14 protein-coding genes are annotated in these 18,519 nt (G+C 71.7%); 10 read left to right on the top strand and 4 right to left on the bottom strand.

Features of this window, described 5'->3' with window-relative positions:
- Nucleotides 1-76: 76 nt before the first annotated feature.
- From BW996_RS19395 to BW996_RS19425, 7 genes are all read left to right on the top strand, one after another.
- Nucleotides 77-2,092, top strand: coding sequence for a DNA topoisomerase IV subunit B (locus BW996_RS19395; protein ID WP_037480420.1), 2,016 nt, complete (start codon nt 77-79; stop codon nt 2,090-2,092).
- Between the two features lie 51 nt (nt 2,093-2,143).
- Nucleotides 2,144-2,794, top strand: coding sequence for a response regulator (locus BW996_RS19400; protein ID WP_037480423.1), 651 nt, complete (start codon nt 2,144-2,146; stop codon nt 2,792-2,794).
- 278 nt (nt 2,795-3,072) lie between these two features.
- Nucleotides 3,073-4,248 carry a hypothetical protein gene (locus BW996_RS19405; protein WP_139330957.1) on the top strand — a complete coding sequence of 392 codons (1,176 nt, stop codon included), beginning with the start codon at nt 3,073-3,075 and terminating at the stop codon, nt 4,246-4,248.
- Between the two features lie 205 nt (nt 4,249-4,453).
- A complete protein-coding gene (locus BW996_RS19410) occupies nt 4,454-4,933 on the top strand; it encodes a hypothetical protein (protein ID WP_037480426.1) in 480 nt (159 codons plus the stop codon).
- Between the two features lie 9 nt (nt 4,934-4,942).
- Complete coding sequence (gene parC / locus BW996_RS19415; protein ID WP_037480428.1) at nt 4,943-7,324, top strand: DNA topoisomerase IV subunit A; 2,382 nt, start codon at nt 4,943-4,945, stop codon at nt 7,322-7,324.
- Between the two features lie 314 nt (nt 7,325-7,638).
- The gene (locus tag BW996_RS19420; protein WP_051631786.1) at nt 7,639-8,385 is read left to right on the top strand and encodes a winged helix-turn-helix domain-containing protein; all 747 of its coding nucleotides are present in this window, start codon (nt 7,639-7,641) and stop codon (nt 8,383-8,385) included.
- Nucleotides 8,382-9,890 (top strand): ATP-binding protein, encoded by a 1,509-nt coding sequence (locus tag BW996_RS19425; protein WP_076459061.1) that lies wholly within the window; start codon nt 8,382-8,384, stop codon nt 9,888-9,890. Before BW996_RS19420 ends, BW996_RS19425 begins: the two co-directional genes overlap by 4 nt.
- Here the strand turns inward: BW996_RS19425 and BW996_RS19430 are convergent.
- From BW996_RS19430 to BW996_RS19445, 4 genes are all read right to left on the bottom strand, one after another.
- Entirely contained in the window at nt 9,836-10,633 is a 798-nt protein-coding gene (locus BW996_RS19430) for a hypothetical protein (protein WP_139330958.1), read from the bottom strand. The two genes, BW996_RS19425 and BW996_RS19430, sit on opposite strands and share 55 nt — an antisense overlap.
- Nucleotides 10,611-12,128 carry an ATPase, T2SS/T4P/T4SS family gene (locus tag BW996_RS19435; RefSeq protein ID WP_037480433.1) on the bottom strand — a complete coding sequence of 506 codons (1,518 nt, stop codon included), beginning with the start codon at nt 12,126-12,128 and terminating at the stop codon, nt 10,611-10,613. The genes BW996_RS19430 and BW996_RS19435 overlap by 23 nt, the downstream gene beginning before the upstream one ends.
- A 154-nt stretch (nt 12,129-12,282) precedes the next feature.
- Nucleotides 12,283-12,771 (bottom strand): disulfide bond formation protein B, encoded by a 489-nt coding sequence (locus tag BW996_RS19440; protein WP_037480435.1) that lies wholly within the window; start codon nt 12,769-12,771, stop codon nt 12,283-12,285.
- Nucleotides 12,768-13,226, bottom strand: a complete 459-nt coding sequence (locus tag BW996_RS19445; protein WP_037480438.1) for a RidA family protein — start codon at nt 13,224-13,226, stop codon at nt 12,768-12,770. The genes BW996_RS19440 and BW996_RS19445 overlap by 4 nt, the downstream gene beginning before the upstream one ends.
- A gap of 140 nt (nt 13,227-13,366) precedes the next feature.
- Here BW996_RS19445 and BW996_RS19450 point away from each other — a divergent pair, with 140 nt between their 5' ends.
- The 3 genes from BW996_RS19450 (at nt 13,367) to BW996_RS19460 (ending at nt 18,396) form a co-directional block, all read left to right on the top strand.
- Nucleotides 13,367-15,904, top strand: a complete 2,538-nt coding sequence (locus BW996_RS19450; RefSeq protein ID WP_051631787.1) for a DNA internalization-related competence protein ComEC/Rec2 — start codon at nt 13,367-13,369, stop codon at nt 15,902-15,904.
- Nucleotides 15,905-15,972: 68 nt separating this feature from the next.
- Nucleotides 15,973-17,388 (top strand): circularly permuted type 2 ATP-grasp protein, encoded by a 1,416-nt coding sequence (locus tag BW996_RS19455; protein WP_245801929.1) that lies wholly within the window; start codon nt 15,973-15,975, stop codon nt 17,386-17,388.
- Between the two features lie 54 nt (nt 17,389-17,442).
- Nucleotides 17,443-18,396 (top strand): alpha-E domain-containing protein, encoded by a 954-nt coding sequence (locus BW996_RS19460; protein ID WP_037480442.1) that lies wholly within the window; start codon nt 17,443-17,445, stop codon nt 18,394-18,396.
- Nucleotides 18,397-18,519: the final 123 nt, after the last annotated feature.

Genomic DNA, 18,519 nt, shown 5'->3' on the forward strand with positions numbered 1-18,519 from the left:
CTGTAGCGAAATTCACGAACCCCGGCCGTCGCCGCCACGACGGGCGCGGCGGTCGACCTGCCTACAATCGCCCGCCATGGCCACCAAGACCACGAATTCCGCGAACTCCTCCGCGTCCACCGCCCCGTCCGCCTATGGCGAGGCCTCGATCCGGGTGCTCAAGGGCCTGGAGCCCGTCAAGCAGCGCCCGGGCATGTACACCCGCACCGACAACCCGCTGCACATCGTGCAGGAGGTGCTCGACAACGCCGCCGACGAGGCGCTGGCCGGCCACGGCCGGCGCATCGGCGTGACGCTGCATGCCGACGGCTCGGTCTCGGTCGAGGACGACGGACGCGGCATTCCCTTTGGCCTGCATCCCGAGGAGGGCGTGCCGGTCGTCGAGATCGTCTTCACCCGGCTGCATGCCGGGGGCAAGTTCGACAAGGGCTCGGGCGGCGCCTACAGCTTCTCCGGCGGCCTGCACGGCGTGGGCGTGTCGGTGACGAACGCGCTGTCCACCCGGCTGCAGGTGACGGTCTGGCGCGAGCGCCAGGTCGCCACGCTGGCCTTCTCCGGCGGCGACGTGATCGAGCCGCTGGCGGTGCGCCCGGCCGGGCCGGCGTCTTCCGGCGACCGCAGGCAGGGCACGACGGTGCGCGTCTGGCCCGACGCGAAGTACTTCGAGAGCCCGGAGCTGCCGCGCGGCGAGCTGATGCACCTGCTGCGCAGCAAGGCGGTCCTGATGCCGGGCGTCACCGTCACGCTGCACCACGAGAAGAGCGGCGAGACCCAGACCTGGTGCTATGCGGCGGGCCTGCGCGACTACCTGGCGCAGAACCTCGGCGGCGAGGTGCTGATCCCGCTGTTCGAGGGCGCGCGCCACGCCGGCGCCGGCGAGAGCGAGAGCTTCGCCGAGGGCGAGGGCGCCTCCTGGTGCGTCGCCTTCCTGGAAGAGGGCGCCAGCCTGCGCGAGAGCTACGTCAACCTGATCCCGACGGTGGCCGGTGGCACCCACGAGGCCGGCCTGAAGGACGGCCTGTTCCAGGCGGTCAAGGGCTTCATCGAGCTGCATGCGCTCTGCCCCAAGGGCGTCAAGCTGATGCCCGACGATGTCTTCGGGCGCGCCAGCTTCGTGCTGTCGGCCAAGGTGCTCGACCCGCAGTTCCAGGGCCAGACCAAGGAGCGCCTGAACAGCCGCGATGCGCTCAAGCTCGTGTCGGCCTTCGTGCGTCCGGCGCTGGAGCTGTGGCTGAACCAGCATGTCGAGCATGGCCGCAAGCTCGCCGAGCTGGTCATCCGCCAGGCGCAGGCGCGCCAGCGCGCCGGCCAGAAGGTCGAGAAGAAGAAGGGCTCGGGCGTGGCGGTGCTGCCGGGCAAGCTCACCGACTGCGAGAGCCGCGACATCGCGGTCAACGAGGTCTTCCTGGTCGAGGGCGACTCGGCCGGCGGCAGCGCCAAGATGGGCCGCGACAAGGAGACGCAGGCCATCCTGCCGCTGCGCGGCAAGGTGCTCAACGCCTGGGAGGTCGAGCGCGACCGGCTGTTCGCCAACAACGAGATCCACGACATCGCGGTGGCGGTGGGCGTCGATCCGCACGGCCCCGGCGACCAGCCCGACCTGTCGGGCCTGCGCTACGGCAAGATCTGCATCCTGTCGGACGCGGACGTCGACGGCTCGCACATCCAGGTGCTGCTGCTGACGCTGTTCTTCCGCCATTTCCCGAAGCTGATCGAGGCCGGCCATGTCTTCGTCGCGCGCCCGCCGCTCTACCGGGTGGATGCGCCGGCGCGCGGCAGGAAGCCTGCGGCCAAGCTCTACGCGCTCGACGAGGGCGAGCTGCAGGCCATTCTCGACAAGCTGCGCAAGGAAGGCGCGCGCGAGGGCGCCTGGTCAGTGAGCCGCTTCAAGGGTCTGGGCGAGATGAACGCCGAGCAGCTCTGGGAGACGACGCTCAACCCCGACACCCGCCGGCTGCTGCGCGTCGAGCTCGGGCCGGTCGATCTGGCGGACACCACCCGCTCCTTCGGCCGGCTGATGGGCAAGGGCGAGGCGGCGGCGCGGCGCGAGCTGATGGAGCTGCACGGCGACGCGGTCGAGATCGACATCTGACCCTCTTTCCTTCCTCCCTTCCTCCCTTCCGAGAGACAGAGAGCTTTGCCCATGAATGCCCCCCATGCGCGCCTGCGCATTCTCATCGTCGACGACCACCCGATGATCCGCAACGGTCTGGCCGCGATGGTCCGTGGCGAGGCCGACTTCGAGCTGGTTGGCGAGGCCGCACATGGCGCGGATGCGGTGCGCATCGCGCCGGAGCTGGCGCCCGACGTGGTGCTGATGGACCTGGTGATGCCGCAGATGGACGGCATCGAGGCGATGGCGCGGCTGCGCCCGCTCTTGCCCTCCACCCGCTTTGTCATCCTGACCAGCCTGACCGAGCCGGGCGAGGTGCAGCGCGCGCTGCAGGCCGGCGCCAGCGGCTACCTGAACAAGACGGCTTCAGCGCAGGAGCTGGTCAATGTCATCCGCGCTGCCCACGGCGGGCGCCGGGTGCTCTCGCCCGAGGCCACCGAGGCGCTGATCGCGGCCTCGCAGCCCGGCCAGCCCGGCGCCGACCTGACCCAGCGCGAGCGCGAGCTGCTGGCGCTGATGGCGCGCGGCCTGACCAACCAGGACATCGCCGAGCAGCTGCGCATCGCGCTGCCGACCGTCAAGTTCCACATCACCAACATCCTGTCCAAGCTGGGCGTGGGCAACCGCACCGAGGCGGTGCTGCTGGCGCTCAAGCACCGGCTGGTGCCGCCGGCGGGCTGATCCCCCGCAGGCTCTGCGCAGGCTCATGCGCCGGGCCATGCTTTGGGCGGGTGCGTGCGTGCGTGCCCGGTCTGAAAATTCTCCTCGCGGGCCGCATGTCCACTCCCCCGCGGACGGCCCGCAGGGAACATAACTGGCAGGGAGGAACTTTTTTTCGATATTCAGGAAATCTGCCAGATTTCCCCCTTGTTTCCGGGGCGCAGCCGTTCAGGCGTGCGAGAGATCCGGAATCGATACTCAGGCGCGACTCCTCACCCGTGCCCGTGGCATCGACTTCCATGATCTCTCGCCTGCGATCCCTTCTCCCCATTCTTCCCCCTCAGCACCGGCCGACGCTGACCGCGCTCCTGCTGGGCGTGTCTGCGCTGTGGCCCGCCGTGTCGGCATCGGCCGAGCCGGCCGCCGCGGCGCCGGTGCTGGCCGGCTGCACGATGTTCCCGCCGCAGGCGATCTTCAATCAGCGCATCGACGACGTGATGCGCTTTCCCGCCCATGCCCGCAGCGCCGAATGGATCGGCATGATCGGCGCGGGCCGGCCGCTGCATCCCGACTGGGGCCGCGAGACCGACCCGAACCAGGTCGGCAAGTACTACGGCATGCCCTGGAACGTCGTCGACGGCAGCGAGCGCAGCACCCGCTGGCCGCTGGTCAGTCATGCGATCGTCGATCCGCGCGATGGCAACGGCGCCGGTGCGCCCGACCAGAGCGACTGCGCGGTCATCGAGCAGGGCAAGGTGTCGATCCGGGCCTGCGACAGCGTCATCGCGTCGCGGCGGCGCTTTCCCTTTCCGCTCGACAGCCAGATCCGCGTCGAGGGCGGCCACTGCAACGATCCGGCGCGCTGCGGCGACCGCCATGTGCTGGTGCTGGAGAAGGGCGCGGGCGGCGCCTGCCGGCTCTGGGAGAGCTATTTCAGCTACCAGGACAGCGCCGGGCGCTGGAACGCCTATGCGACCGCCGCCTGGGACCTGGGCTCGCTGGCGATGCGCCCGGACGGCTGGACCTCGGGCGACGCCGCCGGCCTGCCGATCCTGCCGCTGCTGCTGCGCGCCGAGGAGGTCGAGTCCGGCGTGATCCGCCATGCGCTGCGGGTGACCTTCCGCGATGCGGTGCTCGATCGCCGCCATGTCTGGCCGGCGCGCCATTCCGCCGGCAACACCCGCGCCGAGGGCATCCCGTTCGGCGCGCTGCTGCGCCTGCGCGCCGACTTCGAGATCCCGTTCTGGTGGAACGCGCAGGCGCGCACCATCGCGCGGGCGATGCAGAAGTACGGCCTGTATGTCGCCGACATCGGGACGGACTTCTTCGTGCAGGGCGATCCGGACGAGCGCTGGAGCCCGGTCACGCTGATGACGCTGCGCCAGCTCAAGCTCAATCAGTTCGAGTTCGTCGACACCGGGGCCATCACCCGCCATCCGCGCTTCGATCCCGACTCCTACGCCGCGAGCTGGTGAGCCTCGACCTTGGTCGGGTACCGGCCCGGCCCCGGGACCGGTGCCCCGGCCGCCTCGCCGGCCGATCATGCGCATGCCGGTGATTGTTTCCCCCCCGCAGATCGCCGGCCCACGACAAACCTTCAGGGAGGACTTTTTCCGGCGTTCGGCTGGCGTTGCCTGGCCAGCTTGTCGTCGGGTCCTGCGGATTCCCGAGGAGCTGGTGATGTTCTCGACCTTCCATGACCTGGGCCTGGGCATGATCTCGGTGCTGGTCCAGCTGCTGCTGATTCTGGTGCTTGTGGCGCTGTTCTCGGGGCGGCGCCATCTGCGCAGTCGTCAGCAGCGCTATCGCGATCAGACGACGCCGCGGCGACGGCGCGTGGTGGCGGCCAAGGCTGAGACCACGCCTGCGGAGGCGCGCGTGGCGGCATCTCGCCCCAGGCGCACTTCCGGCCTGCGCAGCGACGACCTGCTGCCGCCCAGCTTCGCCGACACCTGCGCCGACTGGACCCCGTTGGCACCGCAGCCGGTCGAGCGCGCACGCGGCTGCGCGGCCGACCCGGCCTCGAACCGCATCGACCTGGACGCGCCGCTGCGCTGCACCGCGCTGGAGCAGCCCTTCGACGAGGCGGATCGCACGCATGCACGGGTCCGGCCCGTGTTGTCCTGCACAATCGGGCGCCAGGTGCACATGCACGCCTGATGCCCGACGATGGACCAGACGACGATCGACTTCTCCTCCCTTCCTCCCGCCACCCCGGCCGATGACGCGCTGACGCTGGCGCACTATGCCGAGCGGGCCTATCTCGAATACGCGCTGAGCGTCGTCAAGGGCCGCGCGCTGCCGGATGTCGGCGACGGCCAGAAGCCGGTGCAGCGGCGCATCCTCTACGCGATGCACCGCATGGGGCTGGCGACGCAGCGCGCCAGCAACGGCGCCACTGGCGGCGCGCGGCCGGTCAAGAGCGCGCGCGTCGTGGGCGACGTGCTCGGCCGCTTCCACCCGCACGGCGACACCGCCGCCTATGACGCGCTGGTGCGCATGGCGCAGGACTTCTCGCTGCGCTATCCGCTGATCGACGGCCAGGGCAACTTCGGCAGCCGCGACGGCGACGGCGCGGCGGCGATGCGCTACACCGAGGCGCGCCTGGCGCCGATCGCGCGGCTGCTGCTCGACGAGATCGACGAGGGCACGGTCGACTTCGTGCCCAACTACGACGGCTCGACCGAGGAGCCGCGCCAGCTGCCCTCGCGCCTGCCCTTCGTGCTGCTCAACGGCGCCAGCGGCATCGCCGTGGGCCTGGCCACCGAGGTGCCCAGCCACAACCTGCGCGAGGTCGCCGCGGCGGCGGTCGCGCTGATCCGCGACGAGCACCTGAGCGACGACGCGCTGCACGCGCTGGTGCCCGGCCCCGACTATCCCGGCGGCGGCCAGATCATCAGCAGCGAGACCGAGATCCGCGAGGCCTACCGCACCGGCCGCGGCTCGCTGAAGGTGCGCGCGCGCTGGAAGATCGAGGAGCTCGCGCGCGGCCAGTGGCAGCTGGTGGTCACCGAGCTGCCGCCGGGCACCAGCAGCCAGAAGGTGCTCGAGGAGATCGAGGAGATCACCAACCCGAAGGTCAAGGCCGGCAAGAAGGCACTGACCCCGGAGCAGGTCCAGCTCAAGGGCGCGGTGCTGGCGCTGCTCGACGGCGTGCGCGACGAGTCCGGCAAGGAGGCGGCGGTGCGCCTGGTCTTCGAGCCGCGCAGCCGCACGATCGAGGTGCGCGAGCTGATCACCGCGCTGCTGGCGCACACCAGCCTGGAGAGCTCGGCGCCGATCAACATGACGATGATCGGGCTGGACGGCCGCCCGACGCCCAAGGGCCTGCGCCAGGTGCTGCGCGAGTGGACCGGCTTCCGGCTCGACACGGTGCGCCGGCGCACCGCGCACCGCCACGAGCGGGTCAGCGAGCGCATCCATGTGCTGGAGGGCCGCCAGCGGGTGCTGCTCAACCTCGACGAGGTGATCCGCATCATCCGCGAGAGCGACGAGCCCCGGGCCGCGCTGATCGCGCGCTTCCGCCTGAGCGAGCGTCAGGCCGAGGACATCCTGGAGATCCGCCTGCGCCAGCTTGCCCGGCTGGAGGCCCTCAAGATCGAGCAGGAGCTGGCCGAGCTGCGCGGCGAGCAGGCGAAGCTCGAGGACATCCTGGGCAACCCGGCCTCGCTGCGCCGGCTGGTCATCCGCGAGATCGAGGCCGATGCCAAGCAGCACGGCGACGAGCGCCGCACGCTGATCCAGGCCGAGAAGAAGGCCGTGGCCGAGGTCCGCGTGGCCGACGAGCCGGTCACCGTCGTCGTCAGCCAGAAGGGCTGGGTGCGCGCGCGCACCGGCCACGGTCATGATCCGGCCGGCTTCGCGTTCAAGGCGGGCGATGCGCTGCACGGCACCTTCGAGTGCCGCACCGTCGACACGCTGGTGGCCTGCGCGAGCAACGGCCGCGTCTATTCGGTGGCGGTCAGCGCCTTGCCGGGCGCGCGCGGCGACGGCGCGCCGATCACCTCGCTGATCGATCTGGAGCCGGGCACGCAGGTGCTGCATTACCTGACCGGGCCAGCCGACCAGATGCTGCTGATGGCGCACAGCGGCGGCACCGGCCTGCTGGCGCGCCTGGGCGACCTGTTCGCGCGCAACAAGGGCGGCAAGGCCTTCCTGACGCTGGAGCCGGGCGAGCAGTGGTTCGCGCCCGTGTCGGTGGAGGCCGCGCACACCCGCGTGGCCTGCCTGAGCGCTACCGGCCGGCTGCTGGTCTTCGGGCTGGACGAGCTCAAGCACCAGTCGGGCGGCGGCCGCGGCCTGATGCTGATGGCCGACATCGACCTGCAGGCCGATGCGCTGCTGGCGGTGACGGTGCTGGGCGAGGGCGGTCTGCGCGTCAGCGGCCTGGGCCGCGGCGCCAAGCCGCGCGACGAGGACCTGAAGCCTGCCGCGCTGGCCGGCTGGGTCGGCCGGCGCGCGCGCAAGGGGCGCGCCTTGGAGACGACGATGAAGGTGCAGGGCCTGGCCCCTCTGCTGCCCGCAGTCGCATCGCCGCGCTCCGGGGCTTAATGCAATCCAAGATTTCTCCGGTAATCTCTCGGCCAGATGAGATGATTGGTACCATTTGTAATAGCTGTGATCTGATGCACGAGACTGGTCGTCTCCGTGCATGATCAAAGACGCGCCGATGAAGATTGCCGGCGCCGGCGACGACAACCCGGATGTCGTCACAGTTCCCCCGCACCGTGCCGCTTCGGCGGCGCGGGCTTCCAGGCCCTTCCGTCGGAAGGGCCTTTTTTTTCCCCTCCCGCCGTGGCGACTAAGCCGGGATTCATCGCTCGCCGCTACGATCGGGGCCTGTCCACCGAGAAATTTTCCACATCATGCGACTGCTGCTTGCCGAAGACGATCAGCTGCTCGGCGACGGTCTGCGTGCCGGCCTGCGGGCCCTGGGCTTCCAGGTCGACTGGGTGCGTGACGGCGTGGCCGCCGAGCGCGAGCTGCTGAACCAGACCTATACCGCCGCCATTCTTGACCTGGGCCTGCCGCGGGTCGACGGCATCGACGTGCTGCAGAGCCTGCGCAACCGCGGCGTGGCCACGCCGGTGCTGGTGCTGACCGCGCGCGACGGCGTGCCCCAGCGCATCCAGGCGCTGGACATCGGCGCCGACGACTATGTCGTCAAGCCGGTCGACCTGCATGAGCTGGCCGCGCGGCTGCGCGCGCTGGTGCGCCGCTCGCACGGCCAGGCGCAGGACCGGCTCAGCAGCAACGGCGTCGATCTGCAGCCGGCCTCGCGCGAGGTCTGGGCCGACGGCGAGGCGGTCAAGCTCTCGAGCCGCGAGTTCAGCCTGCTGCATGTGCTGATGCTGCGCCCGGGCCGGGTACTGACGCGCGAGCAGCTCGAGAACCACCTCTACGGCTGGGGCGAGGAGGTCGGCAGCAACACCATCGAGGTGCATGTGCACCACCTGCGCCGCAAGCTCGGCTCGCACCGGATCCGCACGGTGCGGGGGGTCGGCTATGCCTTCGCGGCCTCGACGCCAGCCCCTCAGCCGGAAGCGGGCGCGACCGGTGCCGAGGCCGAGTCGGGCGCCGACACCGGCAGCGTGCCGCTCGCGGCCTCGTGAGCCCGGTGCGTCCGCTGCGGCGCAGCTCGCTGCGCGCGCGGCTGCTCGGCCGGGTGCTGGCCGGGGTGACGATGCTGTGGATGCTCGCGGCGGTGCTGGCCTGGGTCGATACGCGGCGCGAGCTCGACAGCCTGCTCGACGGCCATCTGGCGCAGTCGGCCGCGCTGCTGATCGCGCTGCAGCTCGAGGATGGCGGCGAGGCGGCGCTGCCGCCGGCCTCCAATCTGCATCGCTACTCGCCGCGGGTGGCCTTCCAGGTCTGGCGCGACGGCGTGCTGGAAATGCATTCCTGGAATGCGCCGGCCGAGCCGCTGGCGCCGCTGGTGCCGGGCTTTCACGCCACCCATCTGTCGGGCCGTGACTGGCGGGTCTACGCCGCGCGGCCGCGCCAGGCCTCCGACGCGATCGTGCTGATCGGCGAGCTGGGCTATTCGCGCGAGGAGATTCTCGAGGCGGTGCTGCGCAGCTCGCTGCTGCCGCTGCTGGTGGCGCTGCCGCTGCTGGGCTTGAGCGTGTGGTGGGCGGTGCGGCTCGGTCTGGTGCCGCTGGACCGGCTCGGGCGCGAGCTGGCCACGCGCGATCCGGCTGAGCTGACGCCGGTGCGCATCGACGACGCGCCGGCCGAACTGCTGCCGCTGATCCAGGCGCTCAACGAGCTGTTCGACCGCACCCATGCGCTGCTGAGCTCGGAGCGGCGCTTCACTGCCGACGCCGCGCACGAGCTGCGCACGCCGATCGCCGGCATCCGCGCGCAGGCTCAGGCCGCGCTGGCGGTGGCCGATCCGGCCGCGCGTCGCCATGCGTTGCAGGCGACGCTGGCGGGCTGCGACCGCGCCACCCGCCTGGTGCAGCAGCTGCTGACGCTGGCGCGGCTGGAGGCCGAGCCGCAGTGTCGCCAGGGCCGCGCCGACCTGGTGGTGCTGGCCCGGGACGAGGTGGTCGAGATCGCCTCCACCGCCTTCGAGGAGGGCCAGGACCTGCAGTTCGAGGCGCCGGAGGAGGAGGGCTGGCTGCAGGTGCGCGGCGAGCCCACGCTGCTGGCGGTGCTGCTGCGCAACCTGATCGACAACGCGCTGCGCTACAGCCCGTCCGGCGCGACGGTGCGGGTGACCGTGCTGCCCCCGTCTGCGGCCGAGGCCTCGACGGCGACGATGCCCGACGGCACGGAAACGCCCGCGCCCCGTGCCCGGCTGATCGTCGAGGACAGCGGCCCCGGCCTGTCGCCGGAGCATATGCAGCGTCTGGGCGAGCGCTTCTTCCGCGCGCTCGGCAATGACCGTCCGGGCAGCGGCCTGGGCTGGTCGATCGTGCGGCGCATCGCGATGGCGCTGCAGCTCGACATCCAGGTCGACCGTTCGCCCGATCTCGGCGGGCTGCGGGTCAGCGTGGCGGTGATGATGGCGCCGCAGGAGCCGGAGCCGACTGCGGCTGCTTCCGCGGCCGCGGCCGATCAGCCGGCGAGGCCGTCCGCTCCACCGCCGGAGCCGGAGCGCTCGCGCACATAGCGGCACAGGGTGCCGCTCTCGGGCAGCAGGTAGATCACCTGCGCATCGTCGGTCTCGGCGAGGCTGCCGCCGCTGCCGGTCTGTGCCCAGGTCGGGCGGCGGCTGCGCCCCTGCGGCAGGCGGGCGAAGGCCCGCACCCGGCGCTCCAGCGAGGCGCTGTCCTCGCTGTCGAAGCGCTCCCAGGCCAGATCGACCGGCTCGCCGTCGATCAGGCGCAGCAGCGTCGCGCCTTCGTCGCGCGGCAGCACCAGCACCGCGTCGGCATCGCGGATCTGGCGGCCGACCCGCTGCCATTCGGCATGCAGCAGCGGCTCGATCTGGCCGGCCCGCAGGCCGGCGTGCTGAAGCGTTTCGGTCCAGGTCGCCAGATCGGCCGCCTCGAGCGCGCTGGCGAGCCAGCGCTGGCGGCCCATCGGCAGCAGCATCAGATGGCGTGCCCCGTCGCCGAGCACCGCCCGGAAGCGCTGCTGTGCCTCCTGCCGGACCTGGGCGCGCGAGCCGTCATGGTGCAGCAGCAGGTGCAGCAGGTACTCGTCGGCCACCCGCAGCCGGGCCTGGCCCGGCAGCACGTCGACATCGGCCAGGCGCAGCGCCGACAGCGCCGCGCCCAGCGCGGCCGCGCCCCGCCCGCTGCCGCTGGCCGCGGCCAGGCTGCGCTCGCGCCAGCCCGCGCCGATGAGCCGGGCCTGGCAGCCGCGTGCACGCAGGTCGAGCCAGAGTTCAGGGCGCCAGCGGAGCGGCACGCTCGGCATCCTCCTGCGCGATCTCGCCCGCGCGCAGCCGCTGCTGAAGCCGCTCGGCCATGCCGGGGCTGCGTCGCTGCCGGGCCAGCCGGTCGAGCCGGGTGGCTGGCGCACCGATCTCGATCGCCTCGGCCAGCGCGCGGCTGGTGTCGATCCAGCTCTCGATCACGCAGCGGCCCAGCCGGCCGCTGTCTTCGCAGTCCGGGCAGCCGCTGCCTTCGCAGTGCGGGCAGATCCGCGGCAGCAGCTGCTGCACCAGCATCCCGCCGAGGCTGCGGCCGATCACCTGGCGTGGCAGGCCGGCGCGGTGCAGCCGCTCGATGGCCGACCAGGGCGAGACCGCCCGCACCGCCAGCACCAGCGCCCGGCCCTCCAGCGCCAGATCGGCCAGCCGCTCGGCAGCGCCGGGGCTCATCTCGCCGCTCTGGTCGATGAGCAGCCGGTCGGGGTCACGCCTCAGGGCGTGCTCGACCGCATCGCGGTCCGGGGCATCCAGCGTCAGCGCGAGCTGGCCTTCCTGATGGCTTTGTCCGGCCAGCGCCCGCAGCAGGGTGCTCAGGCCCTGGCCGGGAGGCGCCACCAGCAGCGTCAGCCCGTGGACCGGCTGCAGCGACCGGCGCAGCGCGGCACAGGTGGCCGGCGCCAGCCCGAGGGCCTCGAGCGAGGGCGGCGGCAGGCGCTCGTCGCGGTCCGGCAGCCGCAGCACGATGTGGCCGGGGTGCATCTCGACCGGCAGGCTCAGCGGGCGCCCGCCCTGGACGATGTCGAGCTGGCCGTCGCGCAGGATCTGCGGGCCCAGCATCGCCGCCAGCGCATGCAGCATCTCGCCGGCCGGGGCGGGGCGTTCGTCGTCCGGATGCGCCGGGCCGGCGGGCTGCAGCCGGCCGTCGATGCGCAGCCGCACCGAGGCGGCGGCCGGGTCATGGGCCGGCAGGTCCAGATGCAGATGGCTGGCGCCGCGCTCGAAGGCCAGACGCAGCAGCCGGTTGAGCGGCTCCAGCGCCGGCGTGCCGGCCGCGCCGATATCGTCATGGCGGGACGCGCGCACGCCGAAGCGGCTGACCTCATGCTCGAGCCGGGCCTGCTCGACCCGCTCGACGAAGGCCAGCAGCGCCGGCGCCGGCGCCACATACCAGCGGGTGCGCAGTCGGCCCTCCTGGCGCAGACGCGCCTCGATCCAGAGCCGCTCGGCGCGGTCGAAGGGATCGGCCAGCACCAGCGCGGTGGCCTGGTCGGGCGTGCGCAGCGCCACGCACAGCCGTCGGCGGGCCTCGCCGGTGGGAATCAGGCGGGTGTCGGCCAGGGTCGGCTCGGCGCGCTCCATCGCCGCGGGCATCATGCCGCTGGCCAGGGCCAGCCAGCGCCGGAAGGCCGGATCCTGGCTGGAGTCCGGCGCCGGGCCGCGGGTGTCTGCGCTGTAGCGGCGCATCAGACGCTGCACCACCCGCTCGGCCTGTTCCGCCGCGCCGATGCGGCTCAGCTCATGCTCGCTCATGCGGGAATTGGACCGTGTCGGCCGCCGTCAGCCAGCCCCCGCGACGCGGGGACAGGCGCCCTGACAGCAGGGATGCGGGCCGACGGAAAAAGGTCTTCATGCGAAATACGCGGCAGTTTCTGCCAAGTATTTCACATTGTCGTGGTCGAGCGCGTCAGGCCTGTCGTGCAAGACGGGCTGCGGCTGCGCCCAGCAGCACGAACAGCGCCGCGCTCCACAGCTCGAAGGGCACGCCCAGCAGCGACACCGCCGCCTCGGCGCAGGAGGCGCGCACCTCGAAGACCTCCGGCTGCCAGGCGTCCAGCCCCAGGCCGGAAATGATCCGGTCGGCCAGCGTCAGGTCGCAGGAGGGCAGCTTGGCGGCGACGAAGTGCTGGTAGAGCGCCGCTGCGGTGCCGGCCAGCGCCAGCAGCAGCATCAGCCCGCCCGAGAGCCGGCGCGACAGCCGCGCGGCGCCCGCCGCCTCGGGCAGCAGTGCCGCCAGGCCGGCGACCGTGCCGATCAGCAGGAAAAGAATGCGCTGCAGGATGCACCACGGGCAGGGCTGCATGTCCAGGTGATGCTGGGCGAACAGCGCCCCGGCCACGCTGGCGAAGCAGGCCAGCGCCATCAGCGCCAGCAGCAGGCGCGGGCGCGGATTCACTCGACCTCGGCGATCAGCTCGATCTCGACGCAGGCGCCCATCGGGATCTGCGCGACGCCGAAGGCGCTGCGGGCATGGGCGCCCACCTGGTCGCCGAAGACCTGGGCGAACAGCTCGGAGGCGCCGTTGGTGACCAGGTGCTGCTCGGTGAAGTCGGCCGTGCTGTTGACCAGGCTCATGACCTTGACGATGCGGCGCACCTTCGACAGGTCGCCGACGGCGGCCTGCAGCGTGCCCATCAGGTCGATGGCGATGGCGCGAGCGGCTTCGCGGCCGGTGGCGGTGTCCATGTCGCGGCCGAGCTGGCCGACCCAGGGCTTGCCGTCCTTCTTGGCGATGTGACCGGACAGGAAGACCAGGTTGCCGGTGCGCACGAAGGGCACATAGGCGGCGGCCGGCACGGCCACCGGCGGCAGGCTGATGCCGAGGTCCTGGAGGCGCTGGGAAATGCTCATGGCGGGAGTTCCGTGAATCGGTTCGGTTCGGGGTGAATTTTTCGTTTCCGGTGCGGTGCGTTCAGGCGCTGTCAAGCGCGGATCACCCGTGCACCGCCCGGCTGGGCGCGATCCTACACTGAGCCGAAAGGGGAGGGCGCATGGTCAGCAGCCTGCACGGGGTCTCGGCCGTGATGCAGCTGGGCGTGGCGGCCGTCGCGGTGCTGGCGGGCACGCTGCTGCAGCTCCAGCAGCCGCGCCTGCTGGCGCCGCCCGAGCGCCAGGCCCTGCTGGCGGCCGCGCTGCTGCTCCTGCTGGCCTGGGGGGGCGGGCAGACCCGGTGGATCTGGCGGGTGTGCAGCCGCTGGCCGCAGAGGCTCGGCGTCATCGCGCTGGTGCCGGCCGCGCTGCTGCTGACCGATCTGCGGGCCGAGGCCGGCCTGCGCGACCGGCTCGATCCGGCGCTGCAGGACCGGCTGGTGCAGGTCGAGGGCGTGATCGTCGGCCTGCCGGTCTGGCGCGAGGGCGCCTGGCGGGGCCAGATCGCGGTGGAGCGTGCCGGCTGGCCCGGCACCTTGAGCGGCGCGCATGCGGCGGATGCGCCCGAGCCGGCGCGGCTGGTGCTGCCGCGCCGGCTGCAGGTCTTCTGGGGCGAGAGCGGCCTGTCCGGACCGCCGCCTCGTGCCGGGGCGCCACGCGCCGGCCAGCGCTGGCGACTGGCGCTGAGACTGCGTCCGGTCGAGGCGCCGGCACCGCTGCATGGGCCGGACCTGGCGCTGCGTGCGCTCGAGGAGGGTCTGGGCGGCCAGGGCCGGGTGGTGCAGCGCAGCGGCGTCGCGGCCGACCGGCCGGTGCTGCTGGGCGAGACCGGCCAGGCCCGCATCGACCGCTGGCGCCAGGACCGGCGCGAGCATCTGTTCGCGGTGCTGGGCGAGCGGCCGGCGGCCGGGGTGATCGCCGGTCTGAGCCTGGGCGACCAGAGCGCGATCGAGCGCGAGGACTGGGCGCTGTTCCGCCTGGCCGGCCTGAGCCACCTGATGGCGATCAGCGGCCTGCATGTGACGATGTTCGCCTGGCTGGCCGGCGGGCTGATCGCGCTGCTGTGGCGGCACGGGCCCTGGCCCGGGCTGATGCTGAGGTGTCCGGCGCCGCGTGCGGCCCGGCTGGGCGGGGTGCTGGCGGCGCTCGGCTACGCGCTGCTGTCGGGCTGGGGCGTGCCGGCGCAGCGCACCGTGCTGATGCTGGCCACGGTGGCACTGCTGCGCGAAGGCGCGCGCGACTGGCCGATGCCGCGCCTGCTGGCGCTGGTGGCGGCGGTGGTGGCGCTGGCCGATCCCTGGGCCTTGCTGCAGCCGGGCTTCTGGCTGTCCTTTGTCGCGGTGGCGCTGCTGATCGCCTCGGAGCCGCCTGGCGCGCGCATGCGAACGAGGCCGGCGCAGCCGCTGGGGGGGGCGTGGCTGCGCGAGTCGCTGCGCGCCCTGCTGCGCAGCCAGTGGGTGGCCACGCTCGGGCTGGCGCCGTGGACCTTGCTGTTCTTCCAGCAGATCGCGCTGGTCGGGCTGCCGGCCAATCTGGTGGCGATTCCGCTGATCACGCTGGTGGTGACGCCGCTGGCGCTGCTGGGCCTGCTGCTCGAGCCGCTGTGGCTGCCGGCGGTCTGGGCGATCGACCTGCTGCGCCTGATGCTGGCGCCGCTGCTGGCCTGGCCGGGTGCGGCCTGGAGTCCGGCGGCGGCGCCAGTCTGGGCGCAGGCGCTGGGTCTGGCTGCGGCGGTGCTGCTGACGCTGCCCTGGCCCTGGGCGCTGCGTCTGCTGGCGGTGCCGATGCTGCTGCCGCTGCTGTGGCCGGCGCTGGTGCGGCCGCCACCCGGGCATTTCGAGCTGATCGTGCCCGATGTCGGCCAGGGCCATGCGGTGCTGGTGCGCACCGCGGGCCACGATCTGCTGCACGACACCGGACCGGCCTACGGCCGCCAGGGCGAGGCCGGCGACGCCGGCGAGCGGGTGCTGCTGCCGCTGCTGCGCCGCCTGGGCGTGCGCGAGCTCGACCATCTGGTGCTGAGCCACCGCGACAGCGACCACAGCGGCGGCGCCGCCTCGCTGCTGGCGGCGCTGCCGGTGCGGCTGATGCACAGCTCGCTCGAGCCCGGCCATGCGCTGCGTGACCGCCTGGCCGGCGTGCCGCACCAGCCTTGCCAGGCCGGCCTGCGCTGGGCGCGCGATGGCGTCGAGTTCGAGTTCCTGCATCCGACGGCGGCGGCCCTGGCCCGCACCGGGCCGGAGCGTCCCGGCTCGAACGCGCTGTCGTGCGTGCTGCGGGTGGCCGGCGGTGGTCGGGTCGCGCTGCTGACCGGCGACATCGGCCAGGCGCAGGAACTGATGCTGGTGCTGCGCCAGTCAGGGCGCCTGCGGGCCGACGTGATGCAGGTGCCGCACCACGGAAGTGCATCTTCATCGAGCTTGCAATTTGTCAATTCGGTGACTCCGGGCTGGGCTATCGTGCAGGCCGGGAGGTTCAATCCGCATGGTCATCCGGCGGTGGCGGTCGTGCAGCGTCTTCAATCACGCGGTACAGAAGTGATCCACGTGAACCGCTGTGGTGCATGGCACTGGTACGGTGCGAATGCATCGGCGTGGTGCGAGCAGGACGATCGCATCCGCTACTGGCATCTGCCACTGTCTCCGGACGACAGACCGTGACTGGCCCTGAACTTGCTAAACCCTGTGCACGCTCAACCACCACGACGAGAACAATGATGTTCGATGAAATGAATGCGAGCGGTCCGGTCGTCCGGGACCACTACCGTACCTATGAGCGCTGGCTGCAGCAGCAGCCCGGAGAGGTCATGCAGGCCCGCCGGGAGGAGGCGGAGATGATCTTCCGCCGTGTCGGCATCACCTTCGCCGTCTATGGCGACAAGGATTCCGGCGAAGGCACCGAGCGGCTGATCCCCTTCGACCTGATCCCGCGCGTGATTCCCGCCCACGAATGGCGCGAGCTGGAAGCCGGCCTGCGCCAGCGGGTCACCGCGCTGAACCGCTTCATCCACGACGTTTACCACGGCCAGGAGATCGTCAAGGCCGGCATCGTGCCGCCGGAGCAGATCCTGGCCAATGCGCAGTACCGCCCGGAAATGATCGGCGTGGACGTGCCCGGCGGCATCTACTCGCACATCGCCGGCATCGACATCGTGCGCGCGGCCAACCCCGACGGCTCGGGCACCTACTACGTGCTGGAGGACAACCTGCGCGTGCCCTCGGGCGTGAGCTACATGCTCGAGAACCGCAAGATGATGATGCGGCTCTTTCCCGAGCTGTTCGCGCAGCACCGCATCGCGCCGGTCGCGCACTACCCCGATCTGCTGCTGGAGACGCTGCGCTCGGTGGCGCCGGGCGGCATCAACGATCCGACGGTGGTGGTGCTGACGCCGGGCATGTACAACTCGGCCTACTTCGAGCACGCCTTCCTGGCGCAGCAGATGGGCGTCGAGCTGGTCGAGGGCCAGGACCTGTTCGTCAAGGACAACTTCGTCTTCATGCGCACCACGCGCGGCCCGAAGCGCGTCGACGTGATCTACCGCCGCCTCGACGACGACTTCCTCGATCCGCTGGCCTTCCGGCCGGACTCGACGCTGGGCTGCCCCGGCCTGCTGGCGGCCTACCGCGCCGGCAACGTGACGCTCTCCAACGCCATCGGCACGGGCGTGGCCGACGACAAGTCGATCTACGCCTACGTGCCGAAGATGGTCGAGTTCTACCTCGGCGAGAAGCCGATCCTGAACAACGTCCCGACCTGGCAGTGCCGCGAGACCGAGGACTTCAAGTACGTGCTCGACCACCTGCCCGAGCTGGTCGTCAAGGAGGTCCACGGCGCCGGCGGCTACGGCATGCTGGTCGGCCCGGCCGCGAGCAAGGACGAGATCGCGAAGTTCCGCGAGCACCTGATCGCCAATCCGACCAACTACATCGCGCAGCCGACGCTGAGCCTGTCGACCTGCCCGACCTTCGTGGAGAAGGGCATCGCGCCGCGTCACATCGACCTGCGTCCCTTCGTGCTGTCCGGGCGCAACGAGGTGCAGATGGTCTGCGGTGGCCTGACCCGCGTGGCGCTGAAGGAGGGCTCGCTGGTGGTCAACTCCTCGCAGGGCGGCGGCACCAAGGACACCTGGGTGCTCGAGGACTGAGCCGGGCGTGACGCCCGCACAACGACAACGAAAGACAAGGTCAAGGATTTCCGCATGCTGTCTCGAACCGCCGACCACCTGTTCTGGATGTCGCGCTACATGGAGCGCGCCGAGAACACCGCCCGGATGCTCGACGTCAACTACCAGACCGCGCTGCTGCCGCAGTCGGCGGCTGTCTCCGAGCTGGGCTGGCGCGGCCTGCTGAGCATTTCCGAGCTCAGCGGCGACTTCGCGCGCCGCTATGGCGACGTGACCGCCGCCACCGTCATGACCTACATGGTCCGCGACGAGCGCAACCCGTCGTCGATCTGGAGCTGCCTGCGCGCGGCGCGCGAGAACGCCCGCGCGGTGCGCGGCGCGCTGACCACCGAGGTCTGGGAGACCACCAACCAGACCTGGCTGGAGTTCAACCGCCTGCTGCGCGACGGCCTGCTCGAGCGCGACCCCAGCGCGCTGTTCGAGTGGGTGAAGTTCCGCTCGCACCTGTCGCGCGGCGTGCAGGTCGGCACGATGCTGCAGGACGAGGCGCTGCACTTCGTGCGCATCGGCACCTTCCTGGAGCGCGCCGACAACACCGCGCGGCTGCTCGACGTCAAGTTCCATGCGGTCGAGAGCGACTTCTACGGCGCCGCCGACGACCGCGACCAGGAGTACGACTTCTACCACTGGGCGGCGATCCTGCGTTCGGTCTCCGGCTTCGAGGTCTACCGCAAGGTCTACCGCAACGTCATCCAGTCGGACAAGGTCGCCGAGCTGCTGATCCTGCGCCCGGACATGCCGCGCTCGCTGGCCGCCTGCACGCAGGAGGTGGAGGTCAACCTGAAGCTGGTGGCCAACGACCACTCGTCGGAGACGCTGCGCCGCGCGGGTCGGCTGCACGCCGATCTGGAGTACGGCCGCATCGACGAGATCCTCGCCACCGGCCTGCATGCCTACCTGACGCAGTTCCTCGACCGCGTCAACGAGCTGGGCGCGGGCATCAGCCGCGACTTCCTCGTCGCGGTCTGACGGACGGACTGATTCCTGCCGCGGACCGGACCCGTGCCGGCCCCGCTCGCCCCGGCGAACCGTCGTGCACCGTGCGGTCATGCACGGTGACTACAGTCGCCGGGGTCGTCTTTTCATTTCAAG

Source organism: Sphaerotilus natans, assembly GCF_900156335.1.
In the GTDB taxonomy this organism is placed as follows: domain Bacteria; phylum Pseudomonadota; class Gammaproteobacteria; order Burkholderiales; family Burkholderiaceae_C; genus Sphaerotilus; species Sphaerotilus natans.